The sequence below is a fragment of the Xanthobacter tagetidis genome (genome assembly GCF_003667445.1).
In the GTDB taxonomy this organism is placed as follows: Bacteria; Pseudomonadota; Alphaproteobacteria; order Rhizobiales; family Xanthobacteraceae; genus Xanthobacter; species Xanthobacter tagetidis.
In genome coordinates this window covers 262,463-280,025 of the sequence record NZ_RCTF01000004.1, presented here as the reverse complement: position 1 = coordinate 280,025, position 17,563 = coordinate 262,463, and the positions used below count along the sequence as shown (strand labels likewise).

Annotated in this window: 17 protein-coding genes; 10 read left to right on the top strand and 7 right to left on the bottom strand. The window is 69.9% G+C overall.

What is annotated here, in order from left to right:
* The first annotated feature begins 125 nt into the window (after positions 1 to 125).
* The 3 genes from D9R14_RS23275 (at position 126) to D9R14_RS07310 (ending at position 3,788) form a co-directional block, all read left to right on the top strand.
* Positions 126 to 1,898, top strand: a complete 1,773-nt coding sequence (locus D9R14_RS23275) for a vWA domain-containing protein (protein WP_184759501.1) — start codon at positions 126 to 128, stop codon at positions 1,896 to 1,898.
* 110 nt (positions 1,899 to 2,008) lie between these two features.
* The gene (locus D9R14_RS07315) at positions 2,009 to 2,707 is read left to right on the top strand and encodes an orotate phosphoribosyltransferase (protein ID WP_121622655.1); all 699 of its coding nucleotides are present in this window, start codon (positions 2,009 to 2,011) and stop codon (positions 2,705 to 2,707) included.
* 10 nt (positions 2,708 to 2,717) lie between these two features.
* The gene (locus D9R14_RS07310; RefSeq protein ID WP_121622654.1) at positions 2,718 to 3,788 is read left to right on the top strand and encodes a quinone-dependent dihydroorotate dehydrogenase; all 1,071 of its coding nucleotides are present in this window, start codon (positions 2,718 to 2,720) and stop codon (positions 3,786 to 3,788) included.
* Here the strand turns inward: D9R14_RS07310 and mscL are convergent.
* Entirely contained in the window at positions 3,753 to 4,214 is a 462-nt protein-coding gene (gene mscL / locus D9R14_RS07305) for a large conductance mechanosensitive channel protein MscL (protein WP_121622686.1), read from the bottom strand. The two genes, D9R14_RS07310 and mscL, sit on opposite strands and share 36 nt — an antisense overlap.
* Before the next feature lie 299 nt (positions 4,215 to 4,513).
* On the opposite strand from mscL, the gene fabA reads away from it, so the two are divergent.
* From fabA to D9R14_RS07280, 5 genes are all read left to right on the top strand, one after another.
* Positions 4,514 to 5,047 carry a 3-hydroxyacyl-[acyl-carrier-protein] dehydratase FabA gene (gene fabA, locus D9R14_RS07300; RefSeq protein WP_121622653.1) on the top strand — a complete coding sequence of 178 codons (534 nt, stop codon included), beginning with the start codon at positions 4,514 to 4,516 and terminating at the stop codon, positions 5,045 to 5,047.
* A 58-nt stretch (positions 5,048 to 5,105) separates the two neighbouring features.
* Positions 5,106 to 6,323: a beta-ketoacyl-ACP synthase I gene (fabB, locus tag D9R14_RS07295; RefSeq protein ID WP_121622652.1), complete on the top strand. Its 1,218-nt coding sequence runs from the start codon at positions 5,106 to 5,108 to the stop codon at positions 6,321 to 6,323.
* A 52-nt stretch (positions 6,324 to 6,375) separates the two neighbouring features.
* Positions 6,376 to 7,224, top strand: coding sequence for an enoyl-ACP reductase FabI (gene fabI / locus D9R14_RS07290; protein ID WP_121622651.1), 849 nt, complete (start codon positions 6,376 to 6,378; stop codon positions 7,222 to 7,224).
* Between the two features lie 18 nt (positions 7,225 to 7,242).
* Positions 7,243 to 7,896, top strand: coding sequence for a DsbA family protein (locus D9R14_RS07285; protein WP_121622650.1), 654 nt, complete (start codon positions 7,243 to 7,245; stop codon positions 7,894 to 7,896).
* Positions 7,897 to 7,977: 81 nt separating this feature from the next.
* Positions 7,978 to 8,766 (top strand): bestrophin-like domain, encoded by a 789-nt coding sequence (locus D9R14_RS07280; protein WP_121622649.1) that lies wholly within the window; start codon positions 7,978 to 7,980, stop codon positions 8,764 to 8,766.
* Between the two features lie 150 nt (positions 8,767 to 8,916).
* Here D9R14_RS07280 and ligD read toward each other — a convergent pair whose 3' ends face one another.
* From ligD to D9R14_RS07255, 5 genes are all read right to left on the bottom strand, one after another.
* On the bottom strand, positions 8,917 to 11,568 hold the full coding sequence (gene ligD, locus D9R14_RS07275) for a DNA ligase D (RefSeq protein ID WP_121622648.1): 2,652 nt from the start codon (positions 11,566 to 11,568) through the stop codon (positions 8,917 to 8,919).
* A gap of 3 nt (positions 11,569 to 11,571) precedes the next feature.
* Positions 11,572 to 12,465 carry a non-homologous end joining protein Ku gene (gene ku, locus D9R14_RS07270; protein WP_121622647.1) on the bottom strand — a complete coding sequence of 298 codons (894 nt, stop codon included), beginning with the start codon at positions 12,463 to 12,465 and terminating at the stop codon, positions 11,572 to 11,574.
* A gap of 79 nt (positions 12,466 to 12,544) precedes the next feature.
* On the bottom strand, positions 12,545 to 13,891 hold the full coding sequence (locus tag D9R14_RS07265; protein ID WP_121622646.1) for an ABC1 kinase family protein: 1,347 nt from the start codon (positions 13,889 to 13,891) through the stop codon (positions 12,545 to 12,547).
* Positions 13,892 to 14,030: 139 nt separating this feature from the next.
* On the bottom strand, positions 14,031 to 14,960 hold the full coding sequence (locus tag D9R14_RS07260; RefSeq protein WP_121622645.1) for a hypothetical protein: 930 nt from the start codon (positions 14,958 to 14,960) through the stop codon (positions 14,031 to 14,033).
* Between the two features lie 77 nt (positions 14,961 to 15,037).
* Positions 15,038 to 15,679 carry an alpha-ketoglutarate-dependent dioxygenase AlkB gene (locus D9R14_RS07255; protein ID WP_121622644.1) on the bottom strand — a complete coding sequence of 214 codons (642 nt, stop codon included), beginning with the start codon at positions 15,677 to 15,679 and terminating at the stop codon, positions 15,038 to 15,040.
* Positions 15,680 to 15,870: 191 nt separating this feature from the next.
* On the opposite strand from D9R14_RS07255, the gene D9R14_RS07250 reads away from it, so the two are divergent.
* The gene (locus D9R14_RS07250; protein ID WP_121622643.1) at positions 15,871 to 16,221 is read left to right on the top strand and encodes a DUF1236 domain-containing protein; all 351 of its coding nucleotides are present in this window, start codon (positions 15,871 to 15,873) and stop codon (positions 16,219 to 16,221) included.
* A gap of 101 nt (positions 16,222 to 16,322) precedes the next feature.
* The gene (locus D9R14_RS07245; RefSeq protein WP_121622642.1) at positions 16,323 to 16,703 is read left to right on the top strand and encodes a VOC family protein; all 381 of its coding nucleotides are present in this window, start codon (positions 16,323 to 16,325) and stop codon (positions 16,701 to 16,703) included.
* Between the two features lie 10 nt (positions 16,704 to 16,713).
* On the opposite strand, the gene pncA is transcribed toward D9R14_RS07245, so the two are convergent.
* On the bottom strand, positions 16,714 to 17,373 hold the full coding sequence (gene pncA / locus D9R14_RS07240; protein WP_147452972.1) for a bifunctional nicotinamidase/pyrazinamidase: 660 nt from the start codon (positions 17,371 to 17,373) through the stop codon (positions 16,714 to 16,716).
* Positions 17,374 to 17,563: the final 190 nt, after the last annotated feature.

Here is a 17,563-nt window from a genome sequence, read left to right as displayed (position 1 = left end):
GCATCACCGCATGAGAAGCGATGGATTTTTCTGTGTTTCGGCAATTCCGGTTGCATTTCTATTCCGTGAATGGCTCCTTCGCCGGGCGCGGGGTTCGATTTGGTCGGGTGGGATAGGAAATCATCATGCACATGATCCGCCTTCTTCTCTTCTTTCTCTGCGTCGCTTCCGCGCCCGCGCTGGCGGCGGAACGCACCATGATCATCCTCGATGCCTCCGGCTCCATGTGGGGCGCCATCGACGGCAAGCCGAAGCTGGAGATCGCCCGGCAGGCGCTGCGCCAGACGCTGGCCAGGCTGCCGCCCGGCGCGGAAGTCGGCCTCATGGCCTATGGCCATCGCGAGCGGGGCAACTGCGCCGACATCGAGCTGGTGGTTCCCCCCGCGCCCGGCAGCGGCGCCGCCATCGCGGCGGCGGCCGACAAGATGCGCTTCCTCGGCAAGACGCCGCTCACCGAAAGCGTCCGGCAGGCGGCCTCCGCGCTGCGCTCCGGCGAGGACAAGGCGACCGTCATCCTCATCACCGACGGGGTCGAGACCTGCGCCGCCGATCCGTGCGCGCTCGCGGCCGAACTGGAGGCGACGGGGATCGACTTCACCGCCCATGTGGTCGGCTTCGGGCTGACCCGGGAGGAAGGGCGCCAGGTCGCCTGTCTCGCCGAGCGAACCGGAGGGCGCTACATCCGCGCCGGCAACGAGGCGGAACTGAGGGACGCGCTCGCGCGCACCGTCGCCGCGCCCCCGGTGCCCAAGCCGCAGACGGCGGCGCCGCCGCCGTCCGTCGCCGTCCCGCGGGCGACGGTTTCCACCGCCGCCAAGCCCGCGATCGGCACGAGCTTCACGGTCAAATGGACCGGCCCCGCGGCCGCTAACGACTATCTGGACATCGTTCCCGCCGGCACCAAGGACATCGGCAACGAACTCTCCTACGCCTATGTCGCGAAGGGCACGGACGCGGCCCTGCGCGCGCCCGGAACGCCCGGAACCTACGACATCCGCTATGTCTGGGCCGGGCCGGACCAGCATCGGGTTCTGGCGACGGGCAAGGTCGAGGTTGGCGACAGCAAGGTGGCGCTCATCGCGCCCGCCTCCGTTCCCGCCGGATCTGCGTTCGAGGTGACCTGGAAGGGACCGGGCGAGGGGCACGACTATGTGGATGTCGTGCCCTCCGGCCACAAGGAAACGGCGGGCGAACTCTCTTATGCCTACGCCAAGCAGGGCAACCCGGCGACGCTGAGGGCACCCGGCGACGTCGGGCGGTACGCCTTGCGCTATGTCCTGGAGGCGCCCGGCGGCCGCACGGTGCTGGTCTCCGTCCCGCTGGAGGTGACCGCCGCCACCGCGGCGCTCGCCTTCCCGCCCAAGGCCAAGGTGGGCGCGGAGCTGACCGTCAACTGGCGCGGACCGAAGGGCGCGGGAGACTATGTGGACCTCGTTCCCGCCGCCCACAGGCAGACGACGGGCGAAACCGACTATGCCTATGTGGATAAGTCGGACGACGGCGAGACGGTGGAACTGAAGCTGCCGGCGCAGCCGGGCGCCTATGTGGTGCGCTATGTGCTCGAAGCCCCCGGCGGCCGGCGCGAGCTGGCGCGCGTCCCGCTCACGGTGGAGGATGTGGAGCCGGTCATGCTGAAGGCCCCGGCGCAGGTCGCCCCGGCCGCCGCCGTCGAGGTGGACTGGTCCGGGCCGAACGGCAAGGGCGACTATGTGGACCTCGTCCCGGCCGGCGCGGCCGAGACCAGCGGCGAGCTGGACTATGCCTATACCCGCACGCTCGACGGCAAGCCCGCCGTGCTGACCGCGCCGAGCGCGCCGGGGCGCTTCGAGGTCCGCTACGTGCTCCAGGGCGTCGACGGCCGGCGCGTGCTCGGCCGGGTGCCGGTGGAGGTGCGCTGAGCACCTGCGGCGGGCGGGCGCTGTCCTCCCGCCGCAATCCGGGTGCCCATCGCCCGCGCCTCTGATATATGCCCCCTCCGACCGAGACTTCCGACGAAGGGGCATTCCTCATGGCGAACGTCACCGCTTTTCCCGACAAGGCCACCATCGCCAAAGAGACTGCCCGCATGCTGATCGAGGTGGAGGCGGTGCGCTTCTCCTCGGGCGAGCCCTTCATCTTCACCTCAGGCTGGGCGAGCCCGGTCTATGTGGATTGCCGGCGCCTGATCTCGTTCCCGCGCGTGCGCCAGACGCTGGTGGACTTCGGCATCTCCACCATCTTCCGCGAGGCCGGCTACGAGAAGTTCGATGCGGTGGCGGGCGGCGAGACCGCCGGCATCCCATTCGCGGCCTGGGTGGCGGACCGGCTCATGCTACCGATGCAATATGTGCGCAAGAAGCCCAAGGGCTTCGGCCGCAACGCGCAGATCGAGGGCCATATCGAGGAGGGCCAGCGCATCCTGCTGGTGGAGGACCTCACCACCGACGGCAAGAGCAAGGTGCTGTTCGTGAACGCGCTGCGCAATGCCGGGGCCGAGTGCGGCCACTGCTTCGTGTTCTTCTATTACGACATCTTCGCCGAATCGGCGGGCATCCTCAAAGACGCCGGTCTCACCCTGCACCGGCTCGCCACCTGGTGGGACGTGCTGGCGCAGGTGAAGGAGATGAACACCTTCCCGACCGAGCAGGTGGCGCAGATCGAGGCATTCCTCCACGATCCCCACGCCTGGTCGAAGGCCCACGGCGGCGCCGCCACCACCGGAGAGTGAGCCCCCGCCGATGGACCTCTACGCCCTGATGCGCCCGGCGCTCGGCCTCGTCTCGCCCGAGCGTGCCCACGAGCTGGCGCTGGCCGCGCTCCGGCACGGTCTGGTGCCGGCGGCGCCGGATGGCGACGACCCGGTGCTGGCGACCCGCGTGTGGGGGCTTTCCTTCCCCAACCCGGTGGGCCTCGCCGCCGGGTTCGACAAGAATGCCGAGGCGGTGGACGCCATCCTCGGCCTCGGCTTCGGCTTCGTGGAGGCGGGGACGGTGACGCCCCGCCCGCAGCCGGGCAACCCGAAGCCGCGCCTGTTCCGCCTGGAGGAGGACGAGGGGGTCATCAACCGCTTCGGCTTCAACTCGCAGGGGCTCGACCCGTTCGTGCGCCGGCTGGAGGCGCGCCGCGCGGCGGGCCGGCCCGGCATCGTCGGGGCCAATGTGGGGAAGAACAAGGACACAGCGGACGCGGTCGACGACTATGCAGCCGGCATCGCCGCCACCTGCCGCCTTGCGGACTATCTGGTGTGCAACATCTCCTCGCCCAACACGCCGGGCCTGCGCTCGCTCCAGGCCAAAGTGGAGATGGAAACCCTGATCGCCCACGCCATCGCCGTGCGCGACGCCGCCATCGCCGATCCGGCGGCCCGCCCGCCGCTGCTGGTGAAGGTGGCGCCCGACCTCGACGACCAGGGGCTCTGCGACGTCGCCGAAGTGGCGCTGGAGACCAGGGTGGACGGCCTCATCATGGGCAACACCACGCTCGCGCGGCCGGCCACCCTGAAAAGCCGCTTCAAGGGCGAAACCGGCGGCCTGTCCGGCAAGCCGCTGTTCGCTCTGTCGACCGAGCGCCTCGCCGCGCTCTACCGGCTGACGCGCGGCCGCATCCCCCTGGTGGGGGTCGGCGGCATCGCCTCGGGCGCGGACGCCTACGCCAAGATCCGCGCCGGGGCGAGCCTGGTGCAGATCTACTCCGCCATGGTGTTCGGCGGGCCGTGCCTGGTGGCGCGGGTCAAGGCGGACCTTGCCCGGCGCCTCAAGGCGGACGGCTTTACCTCAGTCGCCGATGCGGTGGGTGCCGACGCCCGGTGAGCCGGCCTCGGCCTTCAGCAGGTCGCGGATCTCGGTCAGCAGCGCCTCGGTGGCGGTGGGCGCCGGCGGCGGCGCCTTGGCGGCGCTCTCCGCCTGCTGGCGGCGCAGATGGTTGATGCCCCGCACCAGCATGAACAGGATCGCCGCGACGATCAGGAAGTTGATGGCGATGGTGATGAACGCGCCGTAGGCGAGCACCGCCCCCTGCTTCTTGGCGTCGGCGAGGTTCTCCGCTGTCACCGCCGAGGACAGCGGAACATAGTAGTTCGAGAAGTCGAGGCCGCCGGTGACGGCGCCGATCACCGGCATGAAGATGTCGCTCACCAGGGAGGTGACGATGTTGCCGAAGGCGGCGCCGATGATGACGCCCACCGCCAGGTCGACGACATTGCCCTTCACGGCGAAGTCCCTGAATTCCTTCAGCATGTTTGTCAGCATGGTGGCCTCTCTTGGTCGTCGTGGCGCGGTCGGCTCCGGGCGTGGGGCACCAGGAACGCCGGCTCTCGGCGCGCCCCGCCTTGCAAGCCTAACCCGAAACGCGCCGCCCGGTTCGCCCAAGGCGCGACTTATCGTGCGCGTGACGCTTTCATGACTTTGAGCGCGCCCTTGCCTATGTTAGGGAGTGCCGCCCTCGTCCGCGGGGGCGGGCCTTCGGGCTCGATGGAAACGACCCTTCACGGGCCCTCATGGCCACCATGACGGGCAGCATGGCGAAACCGGCGAGAATGGCGGAACGGCAGACCAGCTTCGGGTATGAAGATCTTCTGGCGTGCGGACGTGGCGAGCTGTTCGGGGCCGGAAACGCGCAATTGCCGCTGCCGCCCATGCTCATGTTCGACCGCATCTCCGAGATTTCGGAAACCGGCGGCGAATACGGCAAGGGCATGGTGCGGGCCGAGTTGGACGTCAATCCAGACCTTTGGTTCTTTCCCTGCCACTTCAAGGGCGATCCGGTGATGCCGGGCTGCCTCGGCCTCGACGCCTTGTGGCAGATGGTGGGCTTCTTCCTCGGCTGGCTCGGCTCTCCGGGGCGCGGGCGGGCGCTCGGACTGGGCGAACTCAAATTCTCCGGGCAGGTGCTGCCCGAGATGAAGAAAGTGGTCTACGGGGTGGAGCTCAAGCGCGTCATGCGCTCCAAGCTGGTGCTCGGCATCGCCGACGGCTGGCTCGAGGCCGACGGCACCGTGATCTACCGGGCCAAGGACCTCAAGGTCGGCCTCTTCCAGACGGACATGGCTCCGGGGTCGGCGGGCGCCTGACAAGGCCTCGCCACGATCCCGCGCCATAACGTCTCAAAAGCAATGGGGGACGGGTGACATGCGCCGCGTCGTCGTTACCGGGATGGGCATCGTCTCGTCCATCGGAAATTCCACGCAGGAGGTGCTCGCCAGCCTGCGCGAGGCCAAGAGCGGCATCTCTTTCGCGGACGACTACGCCAAGCTCGGCTTCCGCTCGCAGGTGCATGGCGCCCCGACGCTGAACGCGGAAGAGGTGGTGGACCGGCGCGCCATGCGCTTCCACGGCGGCGGGACCGCCTGGAACCATGTCGCCATGGACCAGGCGATCCGCGACGCGGGGCTGGAGAGCACCGACATCTCCAACGAGCGCACCGGCCTCGTGATGGGCTCGGGCGGCTCGTCCACCAAGACCATCGTCGACGCCGCCGACATCACCCGCGACAAGGGACCGAAGCGCGTCGGCCCGTTCGCGGTGCCGAAGGCCATGGGCTCCACCGCCTCGGCGACGCTGTCCACCTGGTTCAAGATCAAGGGCCTGAGCTATTCCATCTCGGCCGCCTGCGCGACCACCAACATCTGCATCGGCAACGCCTACGAGCTGATCCAGTACGGCAAGCAGGACATGATCTTCGCCGGCGGCTGCGAGGACCTGCACTGGACGCTTTCCGTGCTGTTCGACGGCATGGGCGCCATGTCCTCGGCCTATAACGACCGCCCGGCGGTGGCCTCGCGGGCCTATGACAAGAATCGCGACGGCTTTGTCATCTCCGGCGGCGCCGGGGTGCTGGTGCTGGAGGAGCTGGAGCACGCCAAGGCGCGCGGCGCCCGCATCTATGCCGAGGTCGCCGGCTACGGCGCCACCTCCGACGGCGCCGACATGGTGGCGCCCTCCGGCGAGGGCGCGGCGCGGGCCATGAAGCTCGCCATGTCCTCCATCAAGGCGCCCATCGACTACATCAATCCGCACGCCACCTCGACGCCGATCGGCGATCTCAAGGAGATCGAGGCGATCCGCGAGGTGTTCGGCGCCAATTGCCCGCCGATCTCGGCGACCAAGTCGCTCACCGGCCATTCGCAGGGCGCAACCGGCGTGCACGAGGCGATCTACTCCATCCTCATGATGCAGAACGGCTTCATCGCCGAGAGCGCGAACATCGAGGAGATCGACCCGGCCTTCGCCGACATGCCGATCGTGCGCCAGCGGGTGGACAACGCCCAGCTCGGCCACGTGCTTTCCAACGGCTTCGGCTTCGGCGGCACCAATGCCTGCCTGGTGCTGAAGCATGTGGACGCCTGACGTCGGCGGGTTCCGGCGGCAGGCATCAACGAAGCTGCTCTAAGGGTAGGCGATGCAGGATCTGATGAAGGGCAAGCGTGGTCTGGTGATGGGCGTCGCCAACGACCACTCCATCGCCTGGGGCATCGCCAGGGCGCTGGCGTCGCAGGGCGCCGAGATCGCCTTCACCTATCAGGGCGAGGGCATGGGCAAGCGCGTGCGCCCGCTCGCCCAGAGCATCGGCTCGGACCTGCTGATGCCCTGCGACGTGGAGGATCTCGCCAGCGTCGACCAGGTGTTCGCGACCCTCAAGGAGACGTGGGGCAGCATCGATTTCCTGGTGCATGCGGTGGCCTTCTCCGACAAGTCGGAGCTGAAGGGGCGCTATGCCGATACCAGCCGGGAGAACTTCTCCCGCACCATGGTGATCTCCTGCTTCTCGTTCACCGAGGTGGCGCGGCGCGCCGCGGCGCTCATGCCGAACGGCGGCTCGCTGGTGACGCTGACCTATGGCGGCTCGACGCGGGTGATGCCGAACTACAACGTGATGGGCGTCGCCAAAGCGGCGCTGGAGGCGTCGGTGCGCTATCTGGCGGCCGACTACGGCCCGGCCGCCATCCGGGTGAACGCGATCTCCGCCGGCCCGGTGCGCACGCTCGCGGGCGCCGGCATCGCCGATGCGCGGCTGATGTTCAACTACCAGAAGCGCCACGCCCCGCTGCGCCGCACGGTCAGCATCGAGGAAGTGGGCGGCTCCGCGCTCTATCTGCTGTCGGACCTGTCCACCGGCGTCACCGGCGAGGTCCACTTCGTCGATTCCGGCTACAACATCATCTCCATGCCCCATCCGGACGTGCTGAAGACGCAGGAGGATGCGGAGGCCAAGCTCGCCGCCGATGCTCCGATTGCAGCCGCCGAATAGCCGCGCGGCGCCCGCGCGATGGCCGGCCACAGCCCCAATTCCGGCCTCTCGCGCCGGCATCTGATCGCGGCGGCCGCCGGTGCTCTGTCCGCCGCGGCGCTGCCCGCGACGTCGCGCGCGCAGGCCGCCGGCCCGCGGCCCCTGACGGTGGAGGCGGCCGCCAAGCTCGGCGCCCTGCCGGGGAAGGCCGTGCTGGGGGCGCCGGGGACCGCGCCGCGCATCACTGAGCTGGTGGATTTCAACACGCCCGAATGGCGCCGCTCGGCGCGCGACATGCGGGAACTCCTGGCCGGAGACCCGCGTCTCGCCTATGCGGTGGTCCAGGCGCCGCGCATCGATGTCCGCTCGCTGGAGGCGGCACGGGTGGCGCTCGCGGTGCTCGGCAGGGGCGTGGACCTGTTCGAGGCCTTCTATTTCGATCTGGCCGAAAGGGACGGACCGATCGACGGCGTGGTGGCCCTGGGGGCGGCCCAGCGCGCGGGTCTCGACCGCTACCAGATCTTCAACCGCTCCATCCAGCCGCAATATACCGAAGATCTTTCGCGGGCCGCTGCGCTGGCCTCGGCGCTCGGCGTCATAGACACCCCGGCCTATGTGATCGGCGACGCGGTGTATGCGGGCTATCTCGACCTTGCCCGCAAGCGCGCGCTGCTTGCCGCAGCGAGACCTTGAGGCAGGACCGCTTCTCCGGTTAAGGAGACGGTATTTCCCTCCTCGATGCCGGGTCCTCCGGAGCACGCGGCGAAACCTTCCATGCCGGATCTCCTGATCGCTGTAATCGTCTTCCTGGCGCTGTTCTGCGGCGCCATGCTCGGCATGGCGGTCGCGCGCCGGCTTGCCGAGCGCCATCTCGCCAAGGAAACGCAGGATGCGGTGAAGCTCGGCGTGGGCATGGTGGTGGCCGTGTCCTCGCTGATCCTCGGCCTGATGACCGCGTCAGTGAAAGGCAATTTCGACTCCACCTCGCGCGACGTGCAGCAGTTCGCCACCTATCTCATCACCCTCGACGGCACGCTGCGCGACTACGGGCCTCAGGCCGAGCCGGTGCGCCTGGCGCTCGCCGGATTCACGCGCGAGCTGCTGGCGGATACCTGGGGCATCAGGGAGCCGGCCGCCGCTCCCAATGGGCGGGGACAGGCGCAGGAGCACGACCCCTGGTCGCAGGTGCCGTTCTCCGACGTCACGCGGGCGCTGCGTGCGCTGTCGCCGGAGACGCCCCTTCAGATCGAGCTGAAGGCGGAGGCGCTCGATCGGAGCCGCAGCCTGTCGGTGCTGCGATGGACCGTGATCGAGGAAAGCGTGACCGCGGTGCCGCCGCTCTTCACGGCCGTGCTGATCGCCTGGCTCACGTTCATCTTCATGAGCTTCGGCCTGTTCGCGCCGATCAACCGGGTTTCCGTCACCACGCTCATGCTGTGCGCCGCCTGTCTCGGGGGCGCGATCTTCATCATCCTGGAGATGAGTTCGCCGTTCGACGGGCTGATCCATGTCTCGCCCGCCTCCATGGAGCATGCGCTGGCGCAGATGATGAAGCCGGTTTAGGGCACGCGCCGATCAGCTCGCACGGCAAGCTGATCGGATAACGCGTTCCCTCCCGACCGCGTGGATGGCCGGGACAAGCCCGGCCATGACGTGGCTCAAGGATTTAAGGGGGCTCCAGGCGCCCATCTCTGCGATTGACCAAACGGCCGCTCACGCCTTCCTGCGGCGGGTCGTGGTGCGCGGCCCGTCCGCGAGCGGCGCGGCGGCGGCGGTGAAATCGGCCCAGGGGTCGGCGGCGGCCGCGAGGCGCGCCGGCGCGTTCGCAACCGTGAAATAAGCGGGACCGATGGCCGGGCCCAATTCGTCCCAGTGGAGCGGCATGGAGACCGGCGCGCCGGGCCGGGCGCGCGGCGAATAGGGCGCGACGGCGGTGGCGCCGCGCTGGTTGCGCAGATAGTCGATGAGGATGCGCCCGCGCCTTTTGGCCATGGCGATGGTCGCCACATAGCGCTCGGGACTGTCGGCCGCCATGGCGTCGGCGATCGCCTTGGTGAACGCCTTCACCTGCGGCCATTGTGCCTTGGGTGTGAGCGGCGCAACGACGTGCAGGCCCTTGCCGCCGCTGGTCTTCACGAACGGAACGAGGCCGGCCTGCTTCAGCCGCTCGGCAACCTCGACGGCGCCGGCAAGGGTCGCCTCCCACGGCACGCCCTCGCCCGGGTCGAGGTCCATGACGATACGGTCAGGCGTCTCCCAGTCCTTCACCGTCGAGCCCCAGGGATGGATCTCCAGCGCCGCGGCCTGGACCAGGCCGAGCAGGCCGGCGAGGTCCTTGATGCTCACCAGCGCCGCGCCTGAGGCGTCCCTCGGATCGCGCACCGCGACGATGGCGCGCCGCGCGCCCTGCCACAGGTGCTTCTGGAAGAAGCGCTCGCCCGCAATGCCCTCCGGGCAGCGCACCAGCGCGAGCGGCCGGCCCGTGAGATGCGGCGAGGCCCGGTCGTAGACCTCGGCCCAATAGTCGGCGAGGCCCTGCTTGGTGACGCCTGCATCGGGCCAGTAGATCCGGTCGGGATGGGTGAGGGCGGCCGGCGCCCGGCGCGGCGCCGTTGCCTCCGCCGCCGGTTGTTTCGCCTGTGTCGGCATCTCGCGCACCACCTTGCTGGCCGGCTTGTCGTCGCGCAGGCCCTGGAACGAGGCGTGGCGCAGGTTGCCGTCCGCCGTGAAGCCGCGGAACTCCACCTCCGCCACCACCTTGGGATCGACGAAGCGCACGCCGCGCGCCGCCTCCGCCGACAGGGGCACGGCGAACGTGCTCTGGGCCGTCTCCAGGGCGGAGAAGGTGCGGAACAGCTCGCGCGCCGCGGCGGCGGAAAAGCCGGTGCCCACCCGCCCCACCGGCACGAGGCGGCGCTTCTCGTAGACACCGAGCACCAGGGAGCCGATGGCGCCCTTCGCCACCGACGAGGGGGTGAAGCCCGCCACCACGAATTCCTGCCGCGCCGTGCACTTGGTCTTGATCCAGTCGCGCGAGCGGCCGGAACGGTAGCGGCCGTCAGCGCGCTTGGAGACGATGCCCTCCAGCGCGAGGCGGCAGGCATGGGCGAACACCTGCGCGCCGTCCTCGGTGAAATGGGCGCTGAAGCGCAGCACCGGCGGCGCGCCCGCGAGCAAGGCCTCCAGCCGGGCCTTGCGCGCGATCAGCGGCACCGCCGTGAGGTCGACCCCGTCCAGATGGATCAGGTCGAACGCATAGAGCACGAGCCGGTCGCTGCGGCCCTCGGACAGATCGTGCTGGAGCGCCGAGAAATCCGCGGCGCCGGATGCCGTCTCCACCACCACCTCGCCGTCGATCAGTGCCTGCCGCACGGGGACGCCGGCGAGAGCCTCGGTCAATGCGGGACCGAAACGGTCGCTCCAGTCGAGCCCGCCGCGGGTGATGAGCCGCACCGTCCCTCCGTCGATGCGGGCGAGGACGCGGTAGCCGTCGAACTTGATCTCATGGACATAGTCCGCCCCCTTCGGCGGGGCAGCGGCGAGGCTCGCCAGCATGGGCGCCACCACATCCGGCAGCGCTGCGGCCTTGGCGCCCGGCAAAGCGAGCGGATCGTCGGCGGGCGGCGCGGCGGACACCGCTTGCGAGACGGCGGCCCGCTTGGGCTTGGCCCCGGCCTTCGCCGCCGGCAGCTTTTTGGCCTTGGCCTTCGGCGCCATCTTCGGGGTCGTCTTGGGTGCGCTCGCGGCCTTCGGTGCGGGGTCGCCCACCGGTCCGCCGGTGCGGGAGGACCAGCCCGGCGCCTCGCCTTCCACCGCCTCGATGGGGCGGCCCGTCTTCACCGAGAGCGGCTCGCGCTCGACCACCGGCGGCGCGTCCGGCGACCGGGCCTCGGCGTCCTCGCCTTTGATCAGCAGCCAGTTGACCCGCTTTTCCCGCGCCCGCGGCGCCATGCGCACCAGGTGCCAGCGGCCCTTGAGCTTGTCGCCGTGGAGCGCGAATTCCAGGTGCCCCTTCTTGAGCCCCGCATGGGCGTCGCCGATCGGGCTCCAGGTGCCGCGGTCCCAGACGATGACGGTGCCGCCGCCATATTCGCCCTTCGGGATCGTGCCCTCGAAATCCCCATAGTCCAGCGGATGGTCCTCCACCTCGACCGCAAGGCGCTTGTCCGCCGGGTCGAGGCTCGGGCCACGCGTGACTGCCCAGCTCTTCAGCACGCCGTCGAGTTCCAGGCGCAGGTCGTAATGCAGCCGCCGCGCCGCGTGCTTCTGGATGACGTAGGCGGCGCCCTTCGCCTTTTGAGCTGCGCCGCGCGGCTCCGGGGTCCGGGTGAAGTCGCGCTTCCTGCGGTAGGTGGCGAGCGACATGGCTCAGCCCGCCTTTCGCCGGGACTTGGCCGCCGGCGCTTTCGCTGGGGCCTCCTTGGCGCCCTTCGCCTTGGCGCTGCGCGCCGGCGCCTTCTTCGGCGCCTTCGCGGATGGGGTGCCGCCCGCCGTCCCGGCGCTGCGGCGCAAAGCATCCATCAGGTCGATCACCTTGCCGCCGGCCGCCTTGCGGGCGGGCTTCAGGGGCTTGCCGGCCTGCTTGGCCTTCACCAGTTCGGCCAGGGCCGCCTCGTAGCGGTCCTCGAACCCCGCCGGATCGAACGTGCCGCGCTTGGTGTCGATGATGTGCCGGGCGAGGTCGAGCATCTCCCCCTTGGTCTTCACCTGCGGCACGTCGGCGAACGCCGCGCGGGCGGAGCGCACCTCGTAGTCGAAGTTCAGCAGGGTGGCGACGAGACCCTCGTCCTGCGGCCGCACCAGGATCACGCGGAAGCGGCGGAACAGCACCGCATGGGCGAGCGCCGCCGCCTTGGCCTTGCGCAGTCCCTCCCTGAGCGCCACGAACGCGGTCTCGGCGCCCGCATCGGCCGGGGCGAGATAATAGGAGCGGTCGAGATAGATCTCGTCGATCTGGTCGCAGGGCAGGAAGCCGGTGACGTCCAGCGTCTTGTCGCTCTCGGGGACGGCGGCGGCCACCTCCTCGGGCTCCAGCGTCACGGTGCGGCCGTCGGCGGTCTCGTAGCCCTTCACCTGGTCTTCCGCCGGGACCGGCTTGCCGGTGACGGAATCCACGAACTCCCGCTTCACGCGGTGGCCGGTGGCACGGTTCAGGGTGTGGAAGGCGATGCGCTCGGAGGTGGAGACGGCGGTGAACAGCGCCACCGGGCAGGTGAAAGCGCCGATCCTGAGGACGCCCTTCCATTGCGCACGCGGTGCCATCTCGCCCCTCCCCGGCCCCTGTTGTGTCCGCCCTCTGCGGGGCGGAGAACGCGGCAGGCCCGGCTTTCGTTCCGGCGCGCTACCGCAGCCCCGCCTCGGCCAGTGCCGCTTCCTGCCGGTGGGCGAGGGCGGCCGGGTCGAAATCGCCGATGGCCTCCTCGAACAGCCGGTGGAAGTTCAGCTCCGCATTGAGGTGCAGGAACACCGCGCCGAGGCCGATGGCGGCGCGGTCCATGAACACGAACTCGCGCGGCACCGTCACCGGGCCGAGCGCCTTCAGCGCGGTATGGACCTGGAACGCCTCGCGCCGCCCATACTGGCCCGGCGCCACCCCGTCGGCGATGGTGCGCACCCGGTCGTCCATCAGCGGGCCGTAGATGAAGCCGGCCCAGATGTTGAGCACGTCGATGACCTCCCGCTTCAGGCCCTTGAAGCCCCAGGTCTCGTAGGCGCCGACGATGCGCGCCTCGTCGCCCGCCATGAGGCCGCGATAAAGCTCCACCACCCCGGCCACGAAGCGCGGCGGGAAGATGCGGATGCAGCCATAGTCCAGCAGGTTGATCCCGGCGGGAGCGTCCTCGTCCCGGAACACCGTGTAGTTGCCGAGATGGGGATCGCCGTGGATCACGCCGAACCGGCTGAACGGCACCCACCAGGCGGCGAACATGGCCTGCGCGAGACGGTTGCGGGTCTCAAGCGGCTCGTCCACGAAGGAGAGGATGCGCTCGCCCTCCAGCCATTGCAGCGTCAGGAGCCGGCCGGTGGACAGGTCGGCGCGCACGCGCGGGACGCGGACCCGCTTCTCGTCGGCAAGCATGGCAGCATAGAGCGCGGCGTGCTTCGCCTCGCGGCGATAGTCCAGCTCCTCGCGCACCCGCTCGCCGATCTCGACCGCGATCTCGCGGGTGTCGATCACCGCGCTCAGGCGGCGATGCAGCGAGAACAGCAGATCGAGCTGGGCGAGGTCCGCCTCCACCGCCGCCTGCATGTCCGGATACTGGAGCTTGCACGCCACCTCCTCGCCGTCGAGCGTGGTGGCGCGGTGCACCTGGCCGAGGGAGGCGGCGGCGGCCGGCTGGTGGGCGAAGGTGGCGAACCGGCTTTCCCAGTCCCGCCCGAGCTCCGCCATCATGCGGCGCTTCACGAACGCCCAGCCCATGGGCGGGGCGTCGGCCTGGAGCTTCTGCAGTTCGGCGGCATATTCCGGCGGCAGCAGGTCCGGAACCGTGGCCATGAGCTGCGCCACCTTCATGAGCGGGCCCTTGAGGCCGCCCAGCGCCGCGGCGAGCGCGGCCGCATTGGCGCCGCTCTCCCCGCCGATGAGGCGGCTCGATGCCATGCGGGCGGCGACGCCCCCCATGCCGGCGCCCACCCGCGCATAGCGCAAGGCGCGGGCGGAGAAGCGGTTCCTCTCCTCGTCGCTCATCGTCCCGGGTTTCCTGTTCGCCTGTCTTCCGTCAGGTGGGGTCGCGGCGGCCGGAAGTCCAGGTGACGCAGGGCAGCACCGGCCGCGCAAGCGGCGTCGGCATGTCGCAGGAGCGGGCCGCGCCCCCAAGGCCCGCCGCTCAGCGCGGCTCGACGCCATCGCGGATGGCGCGCAGGCGCGGATAGAGTTCGGGGAAGCTGTCGAGCGGCGTCACGCCGACCATGCGCATGTGGCCCGTCGTACCGAAGCGCATCCACTGGATCACCTTCACCGGCGTTCCGGTGCGGGCGTCCACGCCCTTCGCCATCACCTCGTAGCCGGTGTGGTTGGCGATGCGCAGCGGCTCGGCCCGCTCGACCTGGAGGTCCTTCAGGCCCGGCAGGCCGGCGAGCGCGCGTACCGCGAAGCGGCCGCGCTCGTCGTCGCGTGGCGCCCCGCCGGCGACGGAGACGACGAAATAGGGCTGCTCGGCGCCATCCACCACGTTGTTCGGCCCGTCGGTGAGGATGACGGTGGAGCCGCCGAGCGTGCGCACCACCCGGAAGCCGGCGAGGTCATTGAGGGTGTAGGGCAGCGCCGCCACCTGATCGCGGGCCGAGCGGAAGGCGAGCGTCGACAGCGCCGCGCGCACCTTGGCGTCGGGATAGGCGGCGTCCTGGCCCTCCGGCACCTGGACCGTCACGAGGGCAGTCAGCATGTCGTTGCCCGCCAGCAGCACCCACTTGCGCAGCGTCACCGCGCCGGCGGCCTGGGTGCCGGTGACGAGGATGCCCTTGGCTCCGGCCACCGGGAAGTTCTCGCGGCGCTGGACCTTGATGCCCTTCTCGGCGAGCGCCGCGTCGGTGAAGCTTGCCTCCAGCTGCGGGAACGCCTCGGCCGGCATGTCCACCAGCAGCACCGCGGCGCCCTTCTCGCGATCCTCGAAGCCGGCGAAGGTGCGCCCCTCGCTCATGCCGTCCGGCGGAACCATGCCGATGATTGAGCCGCGCGGGAACTCCACCTCGGCGGCGGCGGCGCTGGACAGGGCGGCGGAGACGGCGACGAGCACGGCGGCAAAGGCAAGGCGCATCAGGCGGGCTCCAAGGGGCCGGACCGGGATCCGGACGTTCGGCTTCTGTGGTCCAAAGGGGGCCGAAGCGTGACGAATCAAGCGGAAACCGTCACCCGGCGCAAGGTGAGGTTGATGCGACCGCCGCCGTCGATCAGCGTGGACGAGCCGGCGATCACCCGGTCCACCCCGTGAAAGGCGAGCCGGCTCGCCCCGCCGAGCCGCAGCACGTCGCCGGACGACAGACGCACCGAGCGGGTGGGATCGCTGCGCGCGGGGCCGCCGATGCGGAACACGGCGGTGTCGCCCAGCGACACCGACAGGACCGGCGCCGTCAGGTCGTCCTCGTCCCGGTCCTGGTGCAGGCTCATGCGCGCATCCGGGGCGTAGAGGTTGACGAGGCAGGCCTCCGGCGGCGGGGCGTCGCCCGCATGGGCCGCCCACAAGGCGCGGAGCGCCGCCGGCATGGCCGGCCAGGGCGCGCGGGTGTCCGGATGGAACGGCTGGTAGCGGTATCCGGTCTCGTCCGACACCCAGCCGAGCGGCCCGCAATTGGTCATGCGCACCGAGAACGGCTTGCCGGTGCGCGGCATGCGCGGGGTGAAGAGCGGCGCCGCGGCGATCACCGCGCGGATGTCGGCGATGAGCGACTCCTGCGCCGGCCGGTCGAGCGCCTCCCGGAACCAGAGGCATCCGGGCGCGATCTCAAGGCCCTGTTGATCGGCTTCACTTTCCCGCACCTGCGGCGCCTCCGAAGCGATTGGGATGGAGTAGTCGAAAACACCCCATTCGCCATGGTGCCATTGCAGCGAAGACAGGGCAAATATTCGGCTGAAACCATTCGTGACGCTTGAGCGTGACTGCTGCCGGGAACTTTTTCTTCGCTCGGCTGTCCTTCTCTTCAGTTTCGTAGCCGAGAGGAGTTCGGATCATGAGACATGGCAAGACCTTCGGGCTTTCGCTTTTCCTGCTGGCCGCCGGCACCGGCGGCGCGCTGGCTCAGGCGACGGTCGTCACCCCCCTCCAGCAGCAGTACATCACCGCCTATGTGGCCCAGAACCCGGTGCCGGCCGCCACTTACGGGTCCGAGTTCGATCCCACCGTGGGCGCGGTGGTTCCGGAAACCGTGGTGCTGAATCAGTTCGCGGTGCGCCAGGAGGAGAACCGCAACTGGGACGGCGGCCAGGATGCGGTGCGCTCCATGCTCTATTTCGTCACGCCGACCCAGCAGACGGTGCTGGTGGAGCCCGGCACGCGCCGCGTCGTCTACGTGATGCGGTAGAGCACCCCTCTAACTTTTAGCGCAAGAACGCGGTATCCGGTCAGCTTGCAGCTGCAAGCTGGCCGGTGCGCGCCGGATGCGCGCCACGAACGGGGGGGCCGATGGCGCCGCACGGAAAATTCTACTGGAACGAGCTGCTGACCGACGACGTGGAGAAGGCCAAGGCCTTCTACGGCGCGACGCTGGGCTGGACCTTCGAGCAGATGCCCATGGAGAGCGGCGGCACCTATTTCGTCGCCATGCTGGGCGAGGAGGCGGTGGCCGGCATCATGGACAAGACCGACATCGTCCCGCCGTCGGTGCCGCCGCACTGGTTCAGCTACATCAACGTGGACGACCTGCCGGCCCGCCTCAAGATCCTGGAGGCGGAAGGCGGGCGCATGCTGCGGCCGCCCTTCGAGGTGCCGGGCGTCGGCGCCTTCGCCATCGTGATGGATGCGACCGGCGCCCCGCTCGGCTTCATGAGCGCGGTGGACGCCTGAGGCGCTGGCCTCACACCGCGAGATCGTCGAGCCGCACCTGCCGCACGCCCGCCGCCGTCATGTCGGCCCACGCCTTGGCGAGCGAGCCGTCGAGGTCGATGGCGCGGCAGCAATCGTCCACCACATGGGTCGCGAAGCCGTGCCGCGCCGCGTCCACCGCCGACCAGGCGACGCAGAAGTCGGTGGCGAGGCCGGCGAGGTAGACGGTGTCGATGCCCTTGTCCCGGAGATAGCCCGAGAGCCCGGTCGGGGTGGTGCGGTCGGCCTCGTAGAAGGTGGAATAGCTGTCGATCCCCTTGTGCACCCCCTTGCGGATGATGAGCTGGGCGTGCGGCACATCCACATGGGCGGAGAAGCGCGCGCCGGGCGTGTCCTCGACACAGTGGTCGGGCCACAGCACCTGCGGCCCGTAGGGCAGGTCGATGGTCTCGAACGGCACGCGGCCGGAATGGCTGGAGGCGAACGAGGCATGGCCCGGCGGGTGCCAGTCCTGGGTCAGGACGACGTTGCGGAAGGTCGCCGCCGCGCGGTTGCACAGGCCGAGAACCTCGTGGCCGCCCGGTACGGCAAGCGCCCCGCCGGGCAGGAAGTCGACCTGCAGGTCCACCACCACGAGGACGGAGCGCGGGTCTGACCCCGGGGCGCGGCCCCTCGGGTGGCGGTCGGTCATGAAGGTTCTCCTCGCAGCAATGTGAAAAAGGGCCGAAGCGGCGCAATGGACGCCTTGCGGCGCCAAATGGCCCCCCCTATATGCGCCTTCGATCGTCGTTTTCGCGACGAACCCCAATTTCGTAAAGGGGGCCGGCGGATCGCCGCGGGAGGGGCCCGTGGGTATCCCCAGCGGACGCCGAAAGGGTCCG